The organism is Microbacterium sp. Marseille-Q6648 (assembly GCF_943181415.1).
Lineage (GTDB): Bacteria > Actinomycetota > Actinomycetes > Actinomycetales > Microbacteriaceae > Microbacterium.
In genome coordinates, this window is record NZ_CALPBZ010000001.1 from 1,380,091 (window position 1) to 1,394,199 (window position 14,109).

Below are 14,109 nucleotides of genomic sequence, written 5' to 3' on the forward strand. Positions count from 1 at the left end.
AGGGTCGAGAAGCGATGATCGAAACGGATGCCGCGACCGGCACGCGCCCAGAGCGCGTGCGGCCGGTGGACCCGCGACTGCTGCGCTACGCTCGCGCCTCGCGCGGATTCTTCGCGGCGATCGCGCTCATCGCCCTGGCCCAGACGGCCACGACCGTCGCGATCGCCTGGCTGCTCACGCAGGCGCTGGTCGGTGTCGTGGACGCGGCTCCTCCTGGCGAGATCGCCCGCGCGCTGGCGCTCCTCGCGGTCGCCGTCGCGGCGCGCGCGGTGCTGCTGTGGGCGCGGGAGTGGGTGGCAGCGCGCGCCGCAGCGCGCGTGCAGTCCGAACTGCGCTCACGCCTCGTCGACGCGGTCGGGGCGCTCGGGCCCGACTGGCTGGCCCGTCGCAGCAAGGCCGGCCTCGCGGTGACGGCCGGCCGGGGACTCGACGCCCTCGAGGCCTACTTCGGCCGCTACCTGCCCCAACTCGTGCAGACCGTCGTGGCGACGCCGCTGCTCGTGCTGGTGATGTGGTGGCAGGACTGGATCTCGGGGCTCACCGTCGCTCTGACGCTCCCCCTCATCCCGATCTTCATGGTTCTCATCGGCCTCACCACGCGCGCGGTCCAGCACAGGCAGTGGCGCACGCTGCAGCACCTGGCGACCCGATTCGCCGACACCGTGCAGGGCCTGGCGACCCTCACCGTGTTCGGGCGCCAGCATCGCGCGGCCGCCTCGATCGAGGCCGTCACCGATCGCTATCGACGCGAGACGATGAAGGTGCTGCGCGTGTCGTTCCTGTCGGGATTCGCGTTGGAGTTCCTGGCGTCCATCTCGGTGGCGATCGTGGCCGTCTCGATCGGCTTCCGGCTGATCGACGGTTCGCTCGCCCTGGCGGTGGGTCTGTTCGTGCTGCTCCTGGCCCCCGAGGCGTACCTGCCGCTGCGGCAGGTCGGCGTCCAGTTCCACGCGGCCGCCGAAGGGGTCGCCGCCACCGAGGATGTCTTCGGCGTCCTCGACGCCGCGCGTGCCGACGGCGCGCGCCCACTCCGCGCGACCGGGACCGGTTCCCCGTCGGGAGCGACGGGAGAGCGGACACTCGCCGTCGACGGACTGCGGGTGCGGCGCGGCGACCGGGTCCTGGGACCTGTCGATCTGCACGCGGCCCCGGGTGAGCTGGTGCTCATCGAGGGCGCCAGCGGAGCGGGCAAGTCGAGCGTGCTCGCCGCACTCCGCGGCGCGGCGGCCTACGACGGATCGGCGCGATGGCGCGGCGCCGAGGTGGGCGGGCTGGCACCGGCGGACTGGCTCGCGTGGGCCGGTCAGCATCCGGGCCTCATCGCCGGGACCGTGGGTGAGAACGTCGCGCTGGGCGATGCCGAGGTCGACGAGTCCCTCGTCCTCCGAGCGCTGACGCTGGCCTGCGCGGACGGCATCGACCCCCGGCGGCACCTGGGCGTGCAGGGGGCGGGGCTGTCGGGCGGTCAGGCGCAGCGCGTGGCCGTCGCGCGGGCGATCTACCGGCATCTGCGAGGTCGCGCGCCGGTCCTGGCGCTGGACGAGCCGAGTTCGGCGCTGGACGCCGCCACGGAGCGGCGGCTGTGGGCATCGCTGCGCAGCCTGGCGGATGCCGGCGCGATCGTCCTGCTGGTCTCTCACCGTCCGACCGCGCGCGACATCGCCGATGCGGTCGTGCCGGTGCAGCCGGCGGAGGTTCCGGCATGACTCGTTCCGAGCCCTCGACTCTCTCCTCCCGCGCCCGGGAGCGCGCTGTGCTGCGCCGGGCGCTGCCGCCGGCCCGCCGGCTGTGGCCCGCGCTCGCGAGCGGTTTCGCCTCCGAAGCCTCGGCGGTCGCCCTGCTGGCGGTGAGCGCCTGGCTCATCGTGCGGGCCAGTGAGCAGCCTCCCGTCCTGTTCCTCTCCGCGGCCGTGGTCGGCGTGCGCTTCTTCGCCCTGTCGCGCGCGGTCTTCCGCTATCTCGAGCGCCTGAGCGGGCATGACGCCGCACTCCGGCGCCTGGCTGCCGCCCGGGGCGATCTCGTCCGCCGGCTGGTCCCCCTCGCGCCCGACGGCCTCGCCCGCACGCGCCGCGGATCCGTTCTGGGCACCCTCGTCGACGATGTCGACGAACTGCAGAATCTGCCGCTGCGCGTCGTGCAGCCGCTCGCAGCCTCGGCCGCGGTCGCGGTAGGCGCCGTGGTACTCGTCGGCTTCGTCTCGGTGCCGGCCGCACTGACTCTCCTGGCGTGCCTCGCCGCGGCCGCGGCGGCGGCGACCCTGTGGGGCTGGGCCTCGGGCGCGCGGTGGGAACGGGCGATCGCCCCCCTCCGCGGCCGCCTGGCCGACGCCGTCCTCGATCACTTCGCGAGTCTGGATGTGCTGCAGGCCTACGGCGCGGCCGAGACCAGCACCGGTCGCATCCGCGACGCCGATGCCGCGCTCCGCAGAGCCGTGATCCGTCGCACGGCGGCGCAGGCGGGGACGGCCGCCGTGGTGTCGCTCCTGGCCGGCGCTGCCTCAATCGCGGCGATCGCGGTGGTCGCGCCCCAGGTGTCCGACGGCACTGTCAGCGCCCCCGCTTTCGCCGTCGCCGTGCTCGTGCCGATCGCGGTCTTCGAGGTGTTCGCCGCCGTCCCCCTCGCGGCCTCGGCCTGGCGCCAGGTGCGCTCGGCCGCCGCGCGCGTCGCCGACGCCGTACCCGACGACGTGCCGGCCGAGCTCGTGGCTCGCGGGCCCGCGCCCACCGGGCTCGCGCCGCCGCTCGGCGACGGCCTCCGCCTCCAGAAAGCGGTCATCCGCTGGCCGGGCGATCCGGGCGCGGCCCAGCCGAAACCCTCTCTCGTCGTCGACGAACTGCGCATCGGGGCCGGCGAACGCGTGCTGGTCGAGGGGCCGAGCGGCGCCGGCAAGACGACACTGGCTCACGCGCTGGTGCGCTTCCTCGACGTCGACGGCCGATATGAGATCGGAGGGGCCGATGTGGCCGCTCTCGCCGCGGACGACGTCCGGCTGACGGTGGGACTGTGCGAGCAGCACCCCATGCTCTTCGACGAGGACATCCGCCAGAATCTGCTGTTCGCCCGCGACACCGCGACCGATGAGCAGCTCGTGGCCGTTCTCGAGCGGGTGGGACTGGCGGCGTGGCTTCGCGACCGCGGTGGTCTGGATGCGCGGGTCGGCGAGCGCGGCGCCCTCGTCTCAGGCGGGCAGGCGCAGCGCATCGCCCTCGCTCGGGCTCTTCTGCGCGACTTCCCCGTGCTCGTTCTGGACGAGCCGACGGCCGGCGTGGACCCGGCCGCGGCGGACGCCCTGCTGCGAGACCTCCTGACCGCGGTCGGCCCGGAGCAGTCCGTGGTGCTGATCTCGCACGTCGCGCCGCCCGACGGCCTCGTCGACCGCGTCGTGCGGATCGAGGACGGACACGTCCGGTCTGCGCCCACGGCCACGCCGGCGGCGGGGTCCGCTGGCTAGCATCGTCGGATGACCCTCACCGTGCGCACCGCCGTCCGCGACGACGCGGCGGCGATCGCCCAGGTCCGTGTGACGACGTGGCGTGCCGCCTACGACGGCCTCATCGACGACGAGGTGCTCGCGCACATGGACGAGGAGCGCGAGGCGGCTCGCCGGCGGGACGTCTGGGACCGCACGCACGCCGACCCGCGCGGGGCCGAGCTGGTGGCCGAGCTCGACGGCGGCGTGGTCGGATGGGCTGCGTACGGCCCTTCCGTCGACGAGGAGCGTCCCGGCAGCGGTCAGCTGTTCGCCCTCTACGCCCTCGCCTCCCACTGGTCGACCGGGGTCGGCGCAGCCCTGCTGTCGGCGGCCGAGCGCGGACTGCGGGATGCCGGCTTCACCGACGCGCACCTGTGGGTGCTCGAGGGGAATGCACGCGCCGCGAGCTTCTACGAGCGGAACGGCTGGAGAGAGGACGGCGGGGTGCTCGTCGATCACCGCACCGGCGCCGACGGCCGCCGGTACACGCTGCACGAACGACGCCGGACGACCTCGCTCAGCCGCGTGCGATAGCGCCGGTCTCGGCGGCGGTCGGACGCCCGGGGGCTGCCACCACCCGCACGTGGCGCGCCCCGACACGCACGTGCACGGGCGTCCCGGGAGCGAGGTCGAGAGCGGCCGCTCGGTCCGCCGGCAGATCCACGGCCACATCCGGTACGGCCGTGCGCACCCGGACACCCGCCGGCGTCGGCTCCAGCCGCACGACGCGCGCGAGCCACTCGCCCGGCGCGGTCGGTGAGGGCAGCCGCAGAGCCGCCGTCCAGGTGGCGGCGTCGGCCCGCGCGATGTCGGTCGCCGATGGCCTGAACACGGCGACGGCAGGCCCGTCGCGCCCATCGGACGCCGGCCCGACGGCGATCGACATCTCGGCGTCGTCGGCGGTGAACACCCCGTCCCGCACCGCGCCGACCACGCGGTTGAGGCCCGCCACAGCGGCGACGAACCTCGTCTCAGGCGCGGCCAGGACCTCGCGCACCGAGCCGGACTGGGTCACCCGACCGCTCTCGAGCACCACCAGGTGCGATGCCAGGGCGACGGCGTCCACGGCGTCATGCGTGGCGACGACCGCGGTGGTGCGCGTCGCGCTGAGCTGATCCCGCAGGACGGCCCGGATGTCGGCGGCCGTCTCGATGTCGAGCGAGGTGAGCGGCTCGTCCAGGAGCAGCACGGCCGGCGAGGTCGCCAGCGCCCGGGCGAGCGCGACGCGCTGCTGCTGTCCACCCGACAGCTGCACCGGACGCCGCGCGCCGAGCCCGTCGAGGCCGACGCGCCACAGCCACTCGTCGGCGTCGGCTTCGGCCACGGTGCGCGCGGTGCCGGCCGCACGCGGACCGAAGGCGATGTTCTCGAGGGCGGTGAGGTGCGGGAACAGACGGGGCTCCTGGCCGAGCAGGACGACGCCGCGGCGGTCGGGCGAGGTCCGCACCCGGGGTCGTGACGCGCTGTCGAGGGTGCGCTCCCCCACGCGGATGCGTCCGGCGTGGAGCCGCTCCAGCCCCGCGAGGGTCGCGAGGAGCGTGGACTTGCCGGCGCCGCTCGGGCCCATCACGGCGACGGTCTCGCCCCCGGACACCGCGATCGCGGCATCCAGATCGAAGCCCGGGCGATGCACGGTCACCCGCGCGTCGAGCGACTGCCCGGTCACCGCGGCGACTCCGCTCGCCATGCCCGCACCAGCACCAGCACGGCGACGGCGGCGACGAGCAGCAGGAGCGACAGCGCGACGGCGGTGCCCTGCGACACACCCGCGCCGTTGAACGCGGTGTAGATGGCGAGCGGCATGGTCTGCGTGACCCCCGGTGCGTTGCCGGCGAACAGCGCCGTCGCCCCGAACTCTCCGATGGCGCGCGCGAAGCACAGCACGACTCCGGCGACGAGCCCCGGTGCCGCCAGCGGCAGCGTCACGCGGCGAAGGATCGTCCACCGGCCCGCCCCCAGCGCTGCGGCCGTCTGCTCGAACCCGATCCCCGTGGCTCGCAGCGACCCCTCGAGGGCGAGGACGAGGAATGGGAGGGCGACGAAGGTCTGCGCCAGCACGACCGCGAAGGTGGTGAACGGCACGCGGATCCCCCACTCCGCCAGAGCGGCACCCGCCCAGCCGGTACGTCCGAACAGGAACAGCAGGGCGACGCCGCCGACCATCGGGGGCAGCACGAGGGGGATGGTGACGAGGGCGCGCACCACGGCGGCTGCGCGCGACCGCATCCGTGCCATCTGGAGCGCGAGCGGAACGCCCAGCAGGACGCACAGGCCCGTCGCGATCAGCCCGGTCCGCAGCGACAGGCCCAGCGCCGCGAGCGCCTCGGGCGAGGTCACGTCCCGCCACAGCGTCGAGAACTCGACCCGGCTCACCAGGGCGATCAGCGGAACGATGAGCAGCGCCAGCCCGAGCAGCGCGGGGAGGGCGAGGATGCGTGGAACGAAACCGCGCGCCGGCGCCGTGCCGGCGCGCGTCGAGGTCACGAGACTCATGGCGCCCCGAATCCGGCGTCGGCGAGCACGCGCCGGCCCTCGGGGCCGGTCACGAAGTCCTCGAAGGCCGCAGCGGCCGCGGGGTTCCCCGCGTCGGCGAGGGTGGCGATCGGATAGCGGCTGACGACCTGGTCGGCCCCCTCGGCCGCAACGGCCCGGATACCGCGCGCACGGGCGATGTCGGTGGCGTACACCAGACCGGCGTCCGCTTCGGCGGCGGCGACCTTCGTCAGCACTGCCGTGACGTTCTGCTCGACACTGACCGGCGAGACGTCGACGTTCTGCCGGTCGAGCAATCGCCGGGATGCGGCGCCGCAGGGCACCTCGGGCGCGCAGAGCACCACGGTGGTGGCGGGACGCGCGAGATCCTCGAGCGCCGTCACGCCGGCGGGGTTTCCCGACGGCACCGCGATCACCAGCGTGTTGGTGGCGAACACGGTGGGGGCCGACGCGAGACCGGCATCGACCACGACGTCCATGGCGGCCTCGTCCGCCGCGGCGAAGACGTCGGCGGGCGCTCCGGCGACGATCTGCGTCGAGAGGGACGTCGAGCCGTCGTAGACGATGGGGCGCACCTCCAGCCCGGGATGCCGCTCGGCGAAACGCGCGGCGATCTCATCGAACGCGCCGCCCAGTGAGGCCGCGGCGTAGACGGTGAGCTCGCCCGAGAGCTCGCTCCCGCTCGGGGCGCCGGTCGCGGCATCCGGATCGCCGTCGGCCGCGCACCCGCCGACGGCGACGGACGCGGCCACCGTCAGCACCGCGAGAAGCGGTCGCAGGGAGGAGGAATGTCGCACGGGAGTCATTCGGAGCCGAGGGTTCGCGGACTCAGGGTCTCGGTGTTTCCACGATGACCGTCGTCGCCTTGACGACGGCGACGGCGAGCGCGCCGACCTCGAGGCCCAGTTCGCGCACCGCCTCGGCGGACATGAGCGAGACGATGCGATGAGGACCGGACTGGATGTCGACCTGCGCCATCACCCCGTCCAGCTGCACGCGCGTCACCAGGCCGGTGAAGCGATTGCGGGCGCTCGAAAGGGCGTCCGAGGAGTCGACGCCGTCGGCTGCCAGGTCGACGGCGCGGGCCGCGAGCGCCTCGCCGGGGACCTCGGCCGGGCTCGCCTGCGTGACGGGGAGGATGCCGGCGTCGACCCACCGCCGCACGGTGTCGTCGCTCACTCCGAGAAGCCGCGCGGCGTGCGCGATCTTGTAGCTCGCCATGCCGTCACCGTATCACCGCATCTGCGGCGCGGACCCGCCTCATCAACCGCATCTGCGGTCGTTACGCGATGGGTCGGCCGCCGCGCTGCCCCCAGGCCGCGGCGGTAGCCTGGGAGGATGCCGCTGCCGCCGCTCGTCGAGCCCGTCGCCGCCTTGAGCGAGGCCGAGCGTGCCCGCACGGCGCGTCACCGATCACTCGCCGGAGTCGGCGACCTCGGGCAGCGGCGGCTCGCCGCCGCGCACGTCGCCGTCGTGGGCGCGGGCGGCATCGGCTCGCCCGTGGTCCTGGCCCTCGCCGCGGCCGGCGTCGGCGCCCTCACCGTCATCGACGACGACGTGGTGGAGATCTCCAACCTGCAGCGTCAGGTCATCCACCGACGCGAGGACTCCGGCGAACCGAAGGTGGCCAGTGCCGCTCGGGCGGCAGCGCACCTGTCCGACACGTTCGTCCACGGCGTCCGCGAACGGCTCTCGCCCTCCAACGCTCGACGTCTGCTCGAGGGGGCCGACCTCGTGATCGACGGCTCCGACACCTTCGACACCCGCGAGGCGGTCGCGGCGGCCTGCGAGGAACTCGGCGTGCCGCTGGTGTGGGGCACCGTTCAGGCGTTCGACGCACAGGTGACGGTGTTCTGGTCGTCGCCGCCGGCGGGCGAGGCCCCCGTGCGGCTCGCCGACCTGTACCCGCCCGGAAGCGTGGGCGAGGTCCCGACCTGCGAGGAGGTCGGGGTTCTCGGCGCGCTGTGCCTGCAGGTGGGATCGCTGCTGTCGATGGAGGCGGTGAAGCTCATCACCGGCATCGGAGAGCCGCTCCTGGGCCGCGTGCTCGTCATCGACGGTCTGCGCGCCCGCCAGCGCGAGGTGCCGCTGCGTCGGGCGCGCGTGCGCCCCGCCGCCGTCCAGCCCGTCCCCCAGGTGACGCCCGAGAGCGTGGACCTCGCGCGCGCCACGATCGTCGACGTCCGGGAGGACCACGAGGTGTCGACCGGGATGATCGCCGGTGCCCGCCACGTGCCTCTCGGTCGGCTGCTGGCCGATCCCCGCGTGCTCGCCGGCAGCGAGGACCTCGTGATCGTGTGCGAGGTCGGCATGCGTGCCCGTCGCGCGGCCGAGGCCCTTCGCGCAGCCGGCATCCCGGCATCCGTCCTCGCCGGAGGGATGCGCGCATGGAATGCCGCCGAGGGCGCGCACGGCGGACGGGGCGTGCGCGCATGAGCTCGTCGTTGCGCACGGTCGAGGAGCACCTCGAGGACGTGCTCGGCCGTGTGCGCTCTGTCGAGGCGATCGAGGTCGCGGTGGCGGACGCCGCCGGTCTGACGCTCCGCGAGAGCGTGCGGGCCCGCGTCGACCTGCCGGCGTTCGACAACTCGGCGATGGACGGGTTCGCCGTGCGCTTCACCGATGTCGCTGCAGCAGCCCCGCGTTCGCCGGTCCCGTTGCGCGTCGTGGCGGATCTGCCGGCGGGAACCGGGGACGATCCCGCTCTGGCGACGGGCGAGGCCGCGCGCATCATGACCGGATCGCCCGTGCCGACCGATGCCGACGCGATCGTGCCCTTCGAAGACACCGCGCAGGGCCTGGCGGACTCGCTCGACCGGATCGACGTGCAGCGCGCACCGCGCGCATCCGGCGCACACATCCGCCGCCGCGGCGAGGACGCCCGCGCGGGCGACGAGGTCCTGCCCCCGGGAGTGCTGCTCGGCCCGCTGCAGCGGGCCGCCGCGGCCGCCGCCGGGGTGGACCGGGTGCGGGTGTCGCGGCGCCCGCGGGTGGTGGTGGTCTCGACCGGGTCGGAGCTCGTACCGTCGGGCCGACCGCTCGAGCGCGGCCAGATCCCCGAGTCCAACGGCGAGCTGCTCGCCGGTCTGGCCGTCGAGTGCGGCGCCGAGATCGTGCTGCGCACGACCGTCGCCGACGACGGCGACGGTCCGGCCGAGGTCGTCGCGCAGGCGCAGGAGCTCGGGGCCGACGTCGTGGTGTTCTCCGGGGGCGTCAGCGCCGGAGCGTACGAGGTGGTCAAGACATCGCTCGCCGGCGCCATGTCGTTCGCCGGGGTGGCCATGCAGCCGGGCAAGCCGCAGGGGTTCGGGGCCCTGTATGACGGCACCCTGCTCTTCGGGCTTCCCGGCAACCCGGTCAGCTCCGCCGTCTCGTTCGAGGTCTTCGTGCGGCCGGCTCTGCTCGCCGCGCAGGGGCGGTCGACCCTCGCCCGCCCGATGCTGCGCATCCCCGCCGCCCGCGGCTGGCGGACGCCGCCCGGGCGCCGTCAGTACCTGCCGGTCTCGATCGATCGCGGCGATCCGGACGGTTGGCGTGCCGTGCCGGCGACGTCGGGGGGCTCCCACCTGGCGGGCGGACTCGGGCGCGCCGACGCGTACGCGGTGGTCCCCACCGAGGTCGAGATGGTCGGAGCCGGCGACCTGGTCGATGTCATGCTGATCTCATGAGCTTCACCCACCTGGATGCCGCGGGCCACGCCCGCATGGTCGACGTCACCCTGAAGCAGCCCACGGTCCGCTCGGCGACCGCCCGCGCATTCGTCCGCTGCGCGCCCGAAGTCGTCGCCGCGCTTCGGGACGGGACCGTGCCCAAGGGCGACGTGCTCGCCGTCGCCCGCATCGCGGGCATCCAGGCGGCCAAGCGCACGCCCGAGCTGCTTCCTCTCGCACACGTCATCGGCGTCCACGGCGCCGTGGTCGACCTGCAGGTGGAGGACACCGGCGTCGCTATCGAGGCGACCGTCCGCACCGCCGACCGCACCGGCGTCGAGATGGAGGCGCTCACGGCCGTGACGGTCGCGGGGCTCGCCGTGGTCGACATGGTGAAGGCCCTCGACAAGGCCACCTCCATCGAGAACGTCCGCATCGTCGCCAAGACCGGCGGCAAGAGCGGCGACTGGGTGCGCCCGGACGAGGATCCCGCATGACGGCACAGACGACGACGGGGCACACGGCCGCGGATGAGGCGCTCGGCGCCATCGTGCTGGCGGGTGGTCGGGCGTCGCGTATGGGCGGTGCAGCGAAGCCGCAGCTGGTGGTTCACGGTCGCACCCTGCTGGGCGCGGCCGTCGACGCGGCCCTCGACGCGGGGGCCAAGCCCGTCACCGTGGTCGGGCCGATGCTCGACCCGGCACTCGAGGTCGACTGGGTGCGCGAGGATCCGCCCTTCGGCGGGCCGGCGGCGGGTGTCGTCGCGGCGCTGCGCGAGTGGGCGGCCTCGGGTATCGCCCCCGGCTGGACGCTGCTGGTCGGCGCCGACCTCCCCCGCGTGACCGATGCCGTCGCGCGACTGTCGGCCGACCGTGGTCTGCTCCCCGCCGACGCGGACGGGGTGTGCCTCGGAGACGCCGGCAGCCGACCGCAGTGGCTCATCGGGATGTACCGCACCCGGTCACTGCAGGACGCGGCATCCGCCCTCGCCGACGACGGTCGCGACGCCGCCGTCCGAGAGCTCATGGCCGATCTGGCCATCACCGTGGTGCGGGCGCCCGAGCTCACCGATGACATCGACACGTGGGACGACGCCCGACGCTTCGGCGCCTCGGGGCTGTGACATCGCCGCTGCCGTGACATCTCCGCTGCCGTGAGTCCCCCGCGCGCATGAGATCCCTGCCCGCGTGAGATCCGCGCCCGCGTGAGATCCGCGCCCGCGCGTGAGATCATCATGACGCGGCCGGCGCGCCGCGCCACGAGCCGCAACCGGTCGGAGAAGACATCATGAGCGAGCAGTCCCGCACCCTTCCTCCCGAAGCCCTGGACGCGTGGGCGGGCGCGCTCCGCGAGCGGTTCGACCTGGACCCCGCGCAGGTGCCGGTGACCGGCATCCTGGATCTGGCGCGCGACGTCGCCACCGCCGTCGCCCGGCCGGCCGCCCCCGTCGGCGCGTTCGCCGCCGGCCTGGCGGCGGGCCTGCGCGGGGGCGACGACGCGGCGATCCGCGACGCCCTCGCCGCGGTGGTCGCGCTTGCCGGCACGGTGGACCACGTCGACACCCCGCCCGCGGAGTCGGCCGCCGAAGACCCCGAGCCCGGCATCGGCGGGATCGCCTGATGCCCACCGTCCGCTATTTCGCCGCGGCCGAAGAGGCCGTGGGTCGCGACGAGGAGTCGCGCGCCGAGACGACCCTGGGCGAGCTGCGGCGGGCCGTCGCCGCCGAGCATCCGGGGCTCGGCGGCATCCTGCCGCGCTGCGCCGTGCTCGTGGGCGGCGAGCGCGTCGCCGACGACACCGCCCTGGCGGCGACCGACGTCGTCGACGTCCTGCCCCCGTTCGCGGGCGGCTGAGTCGACCCGACCGGGCCTCCCGCGGGCCGTGATTCAGCCGCCGAGGCCCTTCCACGCCGTCGAGCCGTCCGCCTCGACCTGGCGCTTCCAGACCGGCAGGTCGGTCTTGATCGTCTCGATGACCGCGCGACAAACCTCGAACGCCTCCGCCCGATGCGAGGAGGCCACCGCGATCACCACGGCGGCATCCCCGACGGCGAGTCGCCCGACACGATGACTCACCGCGACCAGGGCGTCGGTGTCGCCGATGGCGCCCTCGGCGATCCGCGCGAGTGCGGTCTCGGCATCCGGGTGGGCGGAGTACTCCAGGGCGACCACCGCGCCCTGCGCGTCGGGATCGTGGTCGCGAACACGCCCGACGAACGTCGTCACGGCGCCCGCTGCGGGATCCTCTACGGCTGCGATGTGGGCGTCGAGCTCGAGCGCGTTGTTCGAGATGCGGGCCACGCGCACGGGCATCAGTGGTCTCCCCCGTCCAGCTGATCGATGACGTGACCGGCGACGGCGAGTATCACCGGCATCCCCGAGCGGACGGCCGCGGTCGACCCCGGCAGGTTGACGATGAGACTGCGGGCGGCGATCCCCGCCACGCCGCGCGACAGCATGGCTGCGGGTTTCTCGCTCACGCCCCGCCTGCGCAGCTCTTCGCCGATGCCGGGAAGCTCGCGGTCGATGACGCGGAGCGTCCCCTCGGGGGTCTGGTCGCGCGGACCGACCCCGGTGCCCCCGGTGGTCACGATCACCCGCGCGCCGCCTGCGGCGAGTGCCTGCAGCGCCCGCTCGACGCTGTCGGCGCCATCCGGGACGACGAGGGCGTCCTCGCACGCGAACCCTGCCGCGCGCAGAGCCGCCACGGCGATCGGCCCGCTGGAGTCCGGACGCTCACCGGCCGCCGACCGGTCCGACACGGTCACGACGGCTGCGGTGTGCGGCATCCTTCCACCCTAGAGCCCGGCGCCGGGCGCGGTGCTCACTCGGATGCCGTCGCGACGGCATCCGGCGCCGTCGACGTTCCCTCGTCCTCGGCCAGCTGCTCGGCCGCGGCGGTGATCCGGTTCGCCATGCCGGCGAAGACGAAGCCGTGGAACGGGACCACCGCCATCCAGTACAGTCGCCCGGCCAGTCCGGTGGGGAAGAACACCGCGCGCTGCTCATATCGCGAGCCGCCGTTCTCGGGCGAGGCGCGCAGCTCGAGCCATGCCAGCCCCGGCACCTTCATCTCGGCGCGCAGGCGCAGGAACGAGCCGGGCTCGAGCGCCTCGACCCGCCAGAAGTCCAGTGCATCGCCCACGGTGAGTCGGTCGCGGCTGCGGCGCCCGCGGGCCAGTCCGATGCCGCCGACGAGGCGGTCCATCCACCCGCGGATCGCCCACAGCACGGGCGACGAATACCACCCGTTCTCGCCGCCGATGCCCTCGATCACCCGCCACAGGGCCTCGGCCGGCGCGTGGGTCGAGGCCGTCCGGGCGTCGACGAAGACGACCTTCCCCGCCCAGTCAGGGTCGCTCGGGAGCGGATCGCTCGGCACGCCCAGCACCTCGCCGTCGGCCCAGCTCGTCTCGACCGCGTCCTCGCGCACCCGGCGCAGGGCCAGCTGCACCGCCCGGCGGTACGGGGTCAGCCCGTCCGCGGGCTGCGGGATCAGCGCGTCCACGTCGTGGTTCTTCATGACGCACTCGTTCTGCAGCGATGCGACCAGCGGACGCGCGATCGACCGCGGGATGGGGGTCACGAGGTTCACCCAGTGCGAGGCGAGATTCGGCGTGAAGACGGGCAGCGACGCGATGGGACGCTGGTGCAGCCCGGCCTCGACGGCGTAGCCGTTCATCATCTGCCCGTAGCGCAGGACATCGGGTCCGCCGATGTCGACGGCGCGGTTGACGTCGGAATCGACGCGGGCCGCTCCGAGGAGGTAGTGCATGACGTCCCGCACCGCGATCGGCTGGATGCGGTTGCGCACCCACTTCGGCGCGGGCATGTACGGCAGGACGTCGGTGAGGTGACGCACCATCTCGAACGACGCCGAGCCCGACCCGATCACGACACCGGCCTGCAGCACGAGGGTCGGCACCCCGCTGGAGAGGAAGACCTCGCCCACCTCGACCCGCGAACGCAGGTGCGGCGACAGGTCGACACCGTCCGGGTGCAGGCCGCCGAGGTAGACGATGCGTCCCACCCCCGCCGACGCGGCGGCGCTCGCGACGGTGTGGGCGGCCCGCAGATCGGCGTCCTCGAACCCGCGCCCGGCGGCCATCGAGTGCACGAGGTAGAACAGCACGTCGACCTCGGCCACGGCCGCCGCGACCGCTTCGACGTCGTCGGCGGATCCCTCCTCGATCTCGACGTCGGCGCCCCAGGAGAACGCCGCGACGCGGGCGGGGTCGCGGGCGAGGACCCGCACGTCGTAGCCGGCGTTGAGCAGCCGGGGCACCAGCCGCCCGCCGATGTAGCCGGTGGCCCCGAGCACCAGTGCGCGCGGGGCGGATCCGTCAGGTCGCGGGCGGGCGCGCAGCGCCTCTTCCCTTCCTGTGGGCGAGCTCAGGTCGGTCACGGGATCGACGGTACGTCCAGCCTGCGCCGCCGACAACGACTTGACACCGATCCGCTCGCGTGCGTGCCGACCGGCTCTGGACACGGCGGC

General features: G+C 74.4%; 16 protein-coding genes. 9 read left to right on the forward strand and 7 right to left on the reverse strand.

Annotated elements, in window-relative coordinates; translation table 11 throughout:
- Positions 1 to 14 precede the first annotated feature (14 nt).
- Genes cydD through NFR93_RS06600 form a run of 3 tightly spaced genes read left to right on the forward strand, consistent with a single transcriptional unit; the run spans position 15 to position 4,006 of the window.
- Complete coding sequence (gene cydD / locus NFR93_RS06590) at positions 15 to 1,706, forward strand: thiol reductant ABC exporter subunit CydD (protein ID WP_251451066.1); 1,692 nt, start codon at positions 15 to 17, stop codon at positions 1,704 to 1,706.
- On the forward strand, positions 1,703 to 3,451 hold the full coding sequence (gene cydC, locus NFR93_RS06595; RefSeq protein WP_251451068.1) for a thiol reductant ABC exporter subunit CydC: 1,749 nt from the start codon (positions 1,703 to 1,705) through the stop codon (positions 3,449 to 3,451). The genes cydD and cydC overlap by 4 nt, the downstream gene beginning before the upstream one ends.
- Before the next feature lie 9 nt (positions 3,452 to 3,460).
- Positions 3,461 to 4,006 carry a GNAT family N-acetyltransferase gene (locus NFR93_RS06600; RefSeq protein ID WP_251451070.1) on the forward strand — a complete coding sequence of 182 codons (546 nt, stop codon included), beginning with the start codon at positions 3,461 to 3,463 and terminating at the stop codon, positions 4,004 to 4,006.
- On the opposite strand, the gene NFR93_RS06605 is transcribed toward NFR93_RS06600, so the two are convergent.
- The 4 genes from NFR93_RS06605 to NFR93_RS06620 are packed head-to-tail and all read right to left on the reverse strand — an operon-like array spanning position 3,990 to position 7,186.
- Complete coding sequence (locus NFR93_RS06605; protein WP_251451071.1) at positions 3,990 to 5,159, reverse strand: sulfate/molybdate ABC transporter ATP-binding protein; 1,170 nt, start codon at positions 5,157 to 5,159, stop codon at positions 3,990 to 3,992. The two genes, NFR93_RS06600 and NFR93_RS06605, sit on opposite strands and share 17 nt — an antisense overlap.
- The gene (locus NFR93_RS06610; RefSeq protein ID WP_251451073.1) at positions 5,135 to 5,965 is read right to left on the reverse strand and encodes an ABC transporter permease; all 831 of its coding nucleotides are present in this window, start codon (positions 5,963 to 5,965) and stop codon (positions 5,135 to 5,137) included. Before NFR93_RS06610 ends, NFR93_RS06605 begins: the two co-directional genes overlap by 25 nt.
- A complete protein-coding gene (modA, locus tag NFR93_RS06615; RefSeq protein WP_251451075.1) occupies positions 5,962 to 6,762 on the reverse strand; it encodes a molybdate ABC transporter substrate-binding protein in 801 nt (266 codons plus the stop codon). The genes NFR93_RS06610 and modA overlap by 4 nt, the downstream gene beginning before the upstream one ends.
- 31 nt (positions 6,763 to 6,793) lie before the next feature.
- Entirely contained in the window at positions 6,794 to 7,186 is a 393-nt protein-coding gene (locus tag NFR93_RS06620) for a TOBE domain-containing protein (RefSeq protein ID WP_251451077.1), read from the reverse strand.
- Between the two features lie 117 nt (positions 7,187 to 7,303).
- Between NFR93_RS06620 and NFR93_RS06625 the strand changes: the two genes are divergently transcribed.
- The 6 genes from NFR93_RS06625 (at position 7,304) to NFR93_RS06650 (ending at position 11,468) form a co-directional block, all read left to right on the forward strand.
- The gene (locus tag NFR93_RS06625; protein ID WP_251451079.1) at positions 7,304 to 8,401 is read left to right on the forward strand and encodes a ThiF family adenylyltransferase; all 1,098 of its coding nucleotides are present in this window, start codon (positions 7,304 to 7,306) and stop codon (positions 8,399 to 8,401) included.
- On the forward strand, positions 8,398 to 9,633 hold the full coding sequence (locus NFR93_RS06630) for a molybdopterin molybdotransferase MoeA (protein ID WP_251451081.1): 1,236 nt from the start codon (positions 8,398 to 8,400) through the stop codon (positions 9,631 to 9,633). Before NFR93_RS06625 ends, NFR93_RS06630 begins: the two co-directional genes overlap by 4 nt.
- Entirely contained in the window at positions 9,630 to 10,112 is a 483-nt protein-coding gene (moaC, locus tag NFR93_RS06635; RefSeq protein ID WP_251451083.1) for a cyclic pyranopterin monophosphate synthase MoaC, read from the forward strand. Before NFR93_RS06630 ends, moaC begins: the two co-directional genes overlap by 4 nt.
- On the forward strand, positions 10,109 to 10,738 hold the full coding sequence (gene mobA / locus NFR93_RS06640; protein WP_251451085.1) for a molybdenum cofactor guanylyltransferase: 630 nt from the start codon (positions 10,109 to 10,111) through the stop codon (positions 10,736 to 10,738). Before moaC ends, mobA begins: the two co-directional genes overlap by 4 nt.
- Before the next feature lie 164 nt (positions 10,739 to 10,902).
- A complete protein-coding gene (locus tag NFR93_RS06645; RefSeq protein ID WP_251451087.1) occupies positions 10,903 to 11,235 on the forward strand; it encodes a DUF6457 domain-containing protein in 333 nt (110 codons plus the stop codon).
- Positions 11,235 to 11,468, forward strand: a complete 234-nt coding sequence (locus NFR93_RS06650) for a MoaD/ThiS family protein (RefSeq protein WP_251451089.1) — start codon at positions 11,235 to 11,237, stop codon at positions 11,466 to 11,468. The genes NFR93_RS06645 and NFR93_RS06650 overlap by 1 nt, the downstream gene beginning before the upstream one ends.
- A gap of 33 nt (positions 11,469 to 11,501) precedes the next feature.
- Here NFR93_RS06650 and NFR93_RS06655 read toward each other — a convergent pair whose 3' ends face one another.
- The 3 genes from NFR93_RS06655 to NFR93_RS06665 are packed head-to-tail and all read right to left on the reverse strand — an operon-like array spanning position 11,502 to position 14,019.
- The gene (locus tag NFR93_RS06655) at positions 11,502 to 11,927 is read right to left on the reverse strand and encodes a molybdenum cofactor biosynthesis protein MoaE (protein ID WP_502846260.1); all 426 of its coding nucleotides are present in this window, start codon (positions 11,925 to 11,927) and stop codon (positions 11,502 to 11,504) included.
- Positions 11,927 to 12,403: a MogA/MoaB family molybdenum cofactor biosynthesis protein gene (locus NFR93_RS06660; protein WP_251451091.1), complete on the reverse strand. Its 477-nt coding sequence runs from the start codon at positions 12,401 to 12,403 to the stop codon at positions 11,927 to 11,929. The genes NFR93_RS06655 and NFR93_RS06660 overlap by 1 nt, the downstream gene beginning before the upstream one ends.
- A gap of 35 nt (positions 12,404 to 12,438) precedes the next feature.
- Positions 12,439 to 14,019, reverse strand: a complete 1,581-nt coding sequence (locus NFR93_RS06665; protein WP_251451093.1) for an SDR family oxidoreductase — start codon at positions 14,017 to 14,019, stop codon at positions 12,439 to 12,441.
- Positions 14,020 to 14,109: the final 90 nt, after the last annotated feature.

What these genes read in the sequence shown, in the direction of transcription:
- cydD (WP_251451066.1), top strand. Translation starts at nt 15, where the DNA reads ATGATCGAAACGGATGCCGCGACCGGCACGCGCCCAGAGCGCGTGCGG.
- cydC (WP_251451068.1), top strand. Translation starts at nt 1,703, where the DNA reads ATGACTCGTTCCGAGCCCTCGACTCTCTCCTCCCGCGCCCGGGAGCGC.
- NFR93_RS06600 (WP_251451070.1), top strand. Translation starts at nt 3,461, where the DNA reads ATGACCCTCACCGTGCGCACCGCCGTCCGCGACGACGCGGCGGCGATC.
- NFR93_RS06605 (WP_251451071.1), bottom strand. Translation starts at nt 5,159, where the DNA reads ATGGCGAGCGGAGTCGCCGCGGTGACCGGGCAGTCGCTCGACGCGCGG.
- NFR93_RS06610 (WP_251451073.1), bottom strand. Translation starts at nt 5,965, where the DNA reads ATGAGTCTCGTGACCTCGACGCGCGCCGGCACGGCGCCGGCGCGCGGT.
- NFR93_RS06620 (WP_251451077.1), bottom strand. Translation starts at nt 7,186, where the DNA reads ATGGCGAGCTACAAGATCGCGCACGCCGCGCGGCTTCTCGGAGTGAGC.
- NFR93_RS06625 (WP_251451079.1), top strand. Translation starts at nt 7,304, where the DNA reads ATGCCGCTGCCGCCGCTCGTCGAGCCCGTCGCCGCCTTGAGCGAGGCC.
- NFR93_RS06630 (WP_251451081.1), top strand. Translation starts at nt 8,398, where the DNA reads ATGAGCTCGTCGTTGCGCACGGTCGAGGAGCACCTCGAGGACGTGCTC.
- moaC (WP_251451083.1), top strand. Translation starts at nt 9,630, where the DNA reads ATGAGCTTCACCCACCTGGATGCCGCGGGCCACGCCCGCATGGTCGAC.
- mobA (WP_251451085.1), top strand. Translation starts at nt 10,109, where the DNA reads ATGACGGCACAGACGACGACGGGGCACACGGCCGCGGATGAGGCGCTC.
- NFR93_RS06645 (WP_251451087.1), top strand. Translation starts at nt 10,903, where the DNA reads ATGAGCGAGCAGTCCCGCACCCTTCCTCCCGAAGCCCTGGACGCGTGG.
- NFR93_RS06650 (WP_251451089.1), top strand. Translation starts at nt 11,235, where the DNA reads ATGCCCACCGTCCGCTATTTCGCCGCGGCCGAAGAGGCCGTGGGTCGC.
- NFR93_RS06655 (WP_502846260.1), bottom strand. Translation starts at nt 11,927, where the DNA reads ATGCCCGTGCGCGTGGCCCGCATCTCGAACAACGCGCTCGAGCTCGAC.
- NFR93_RS06660 (WP_251451091.1), bottom strand. Translation starts at nt 12,403, where the DNA reads ATGCCGCACACCGCAGCCGTCGTGACCGTGTCGGACCGGTCGGCGGCC.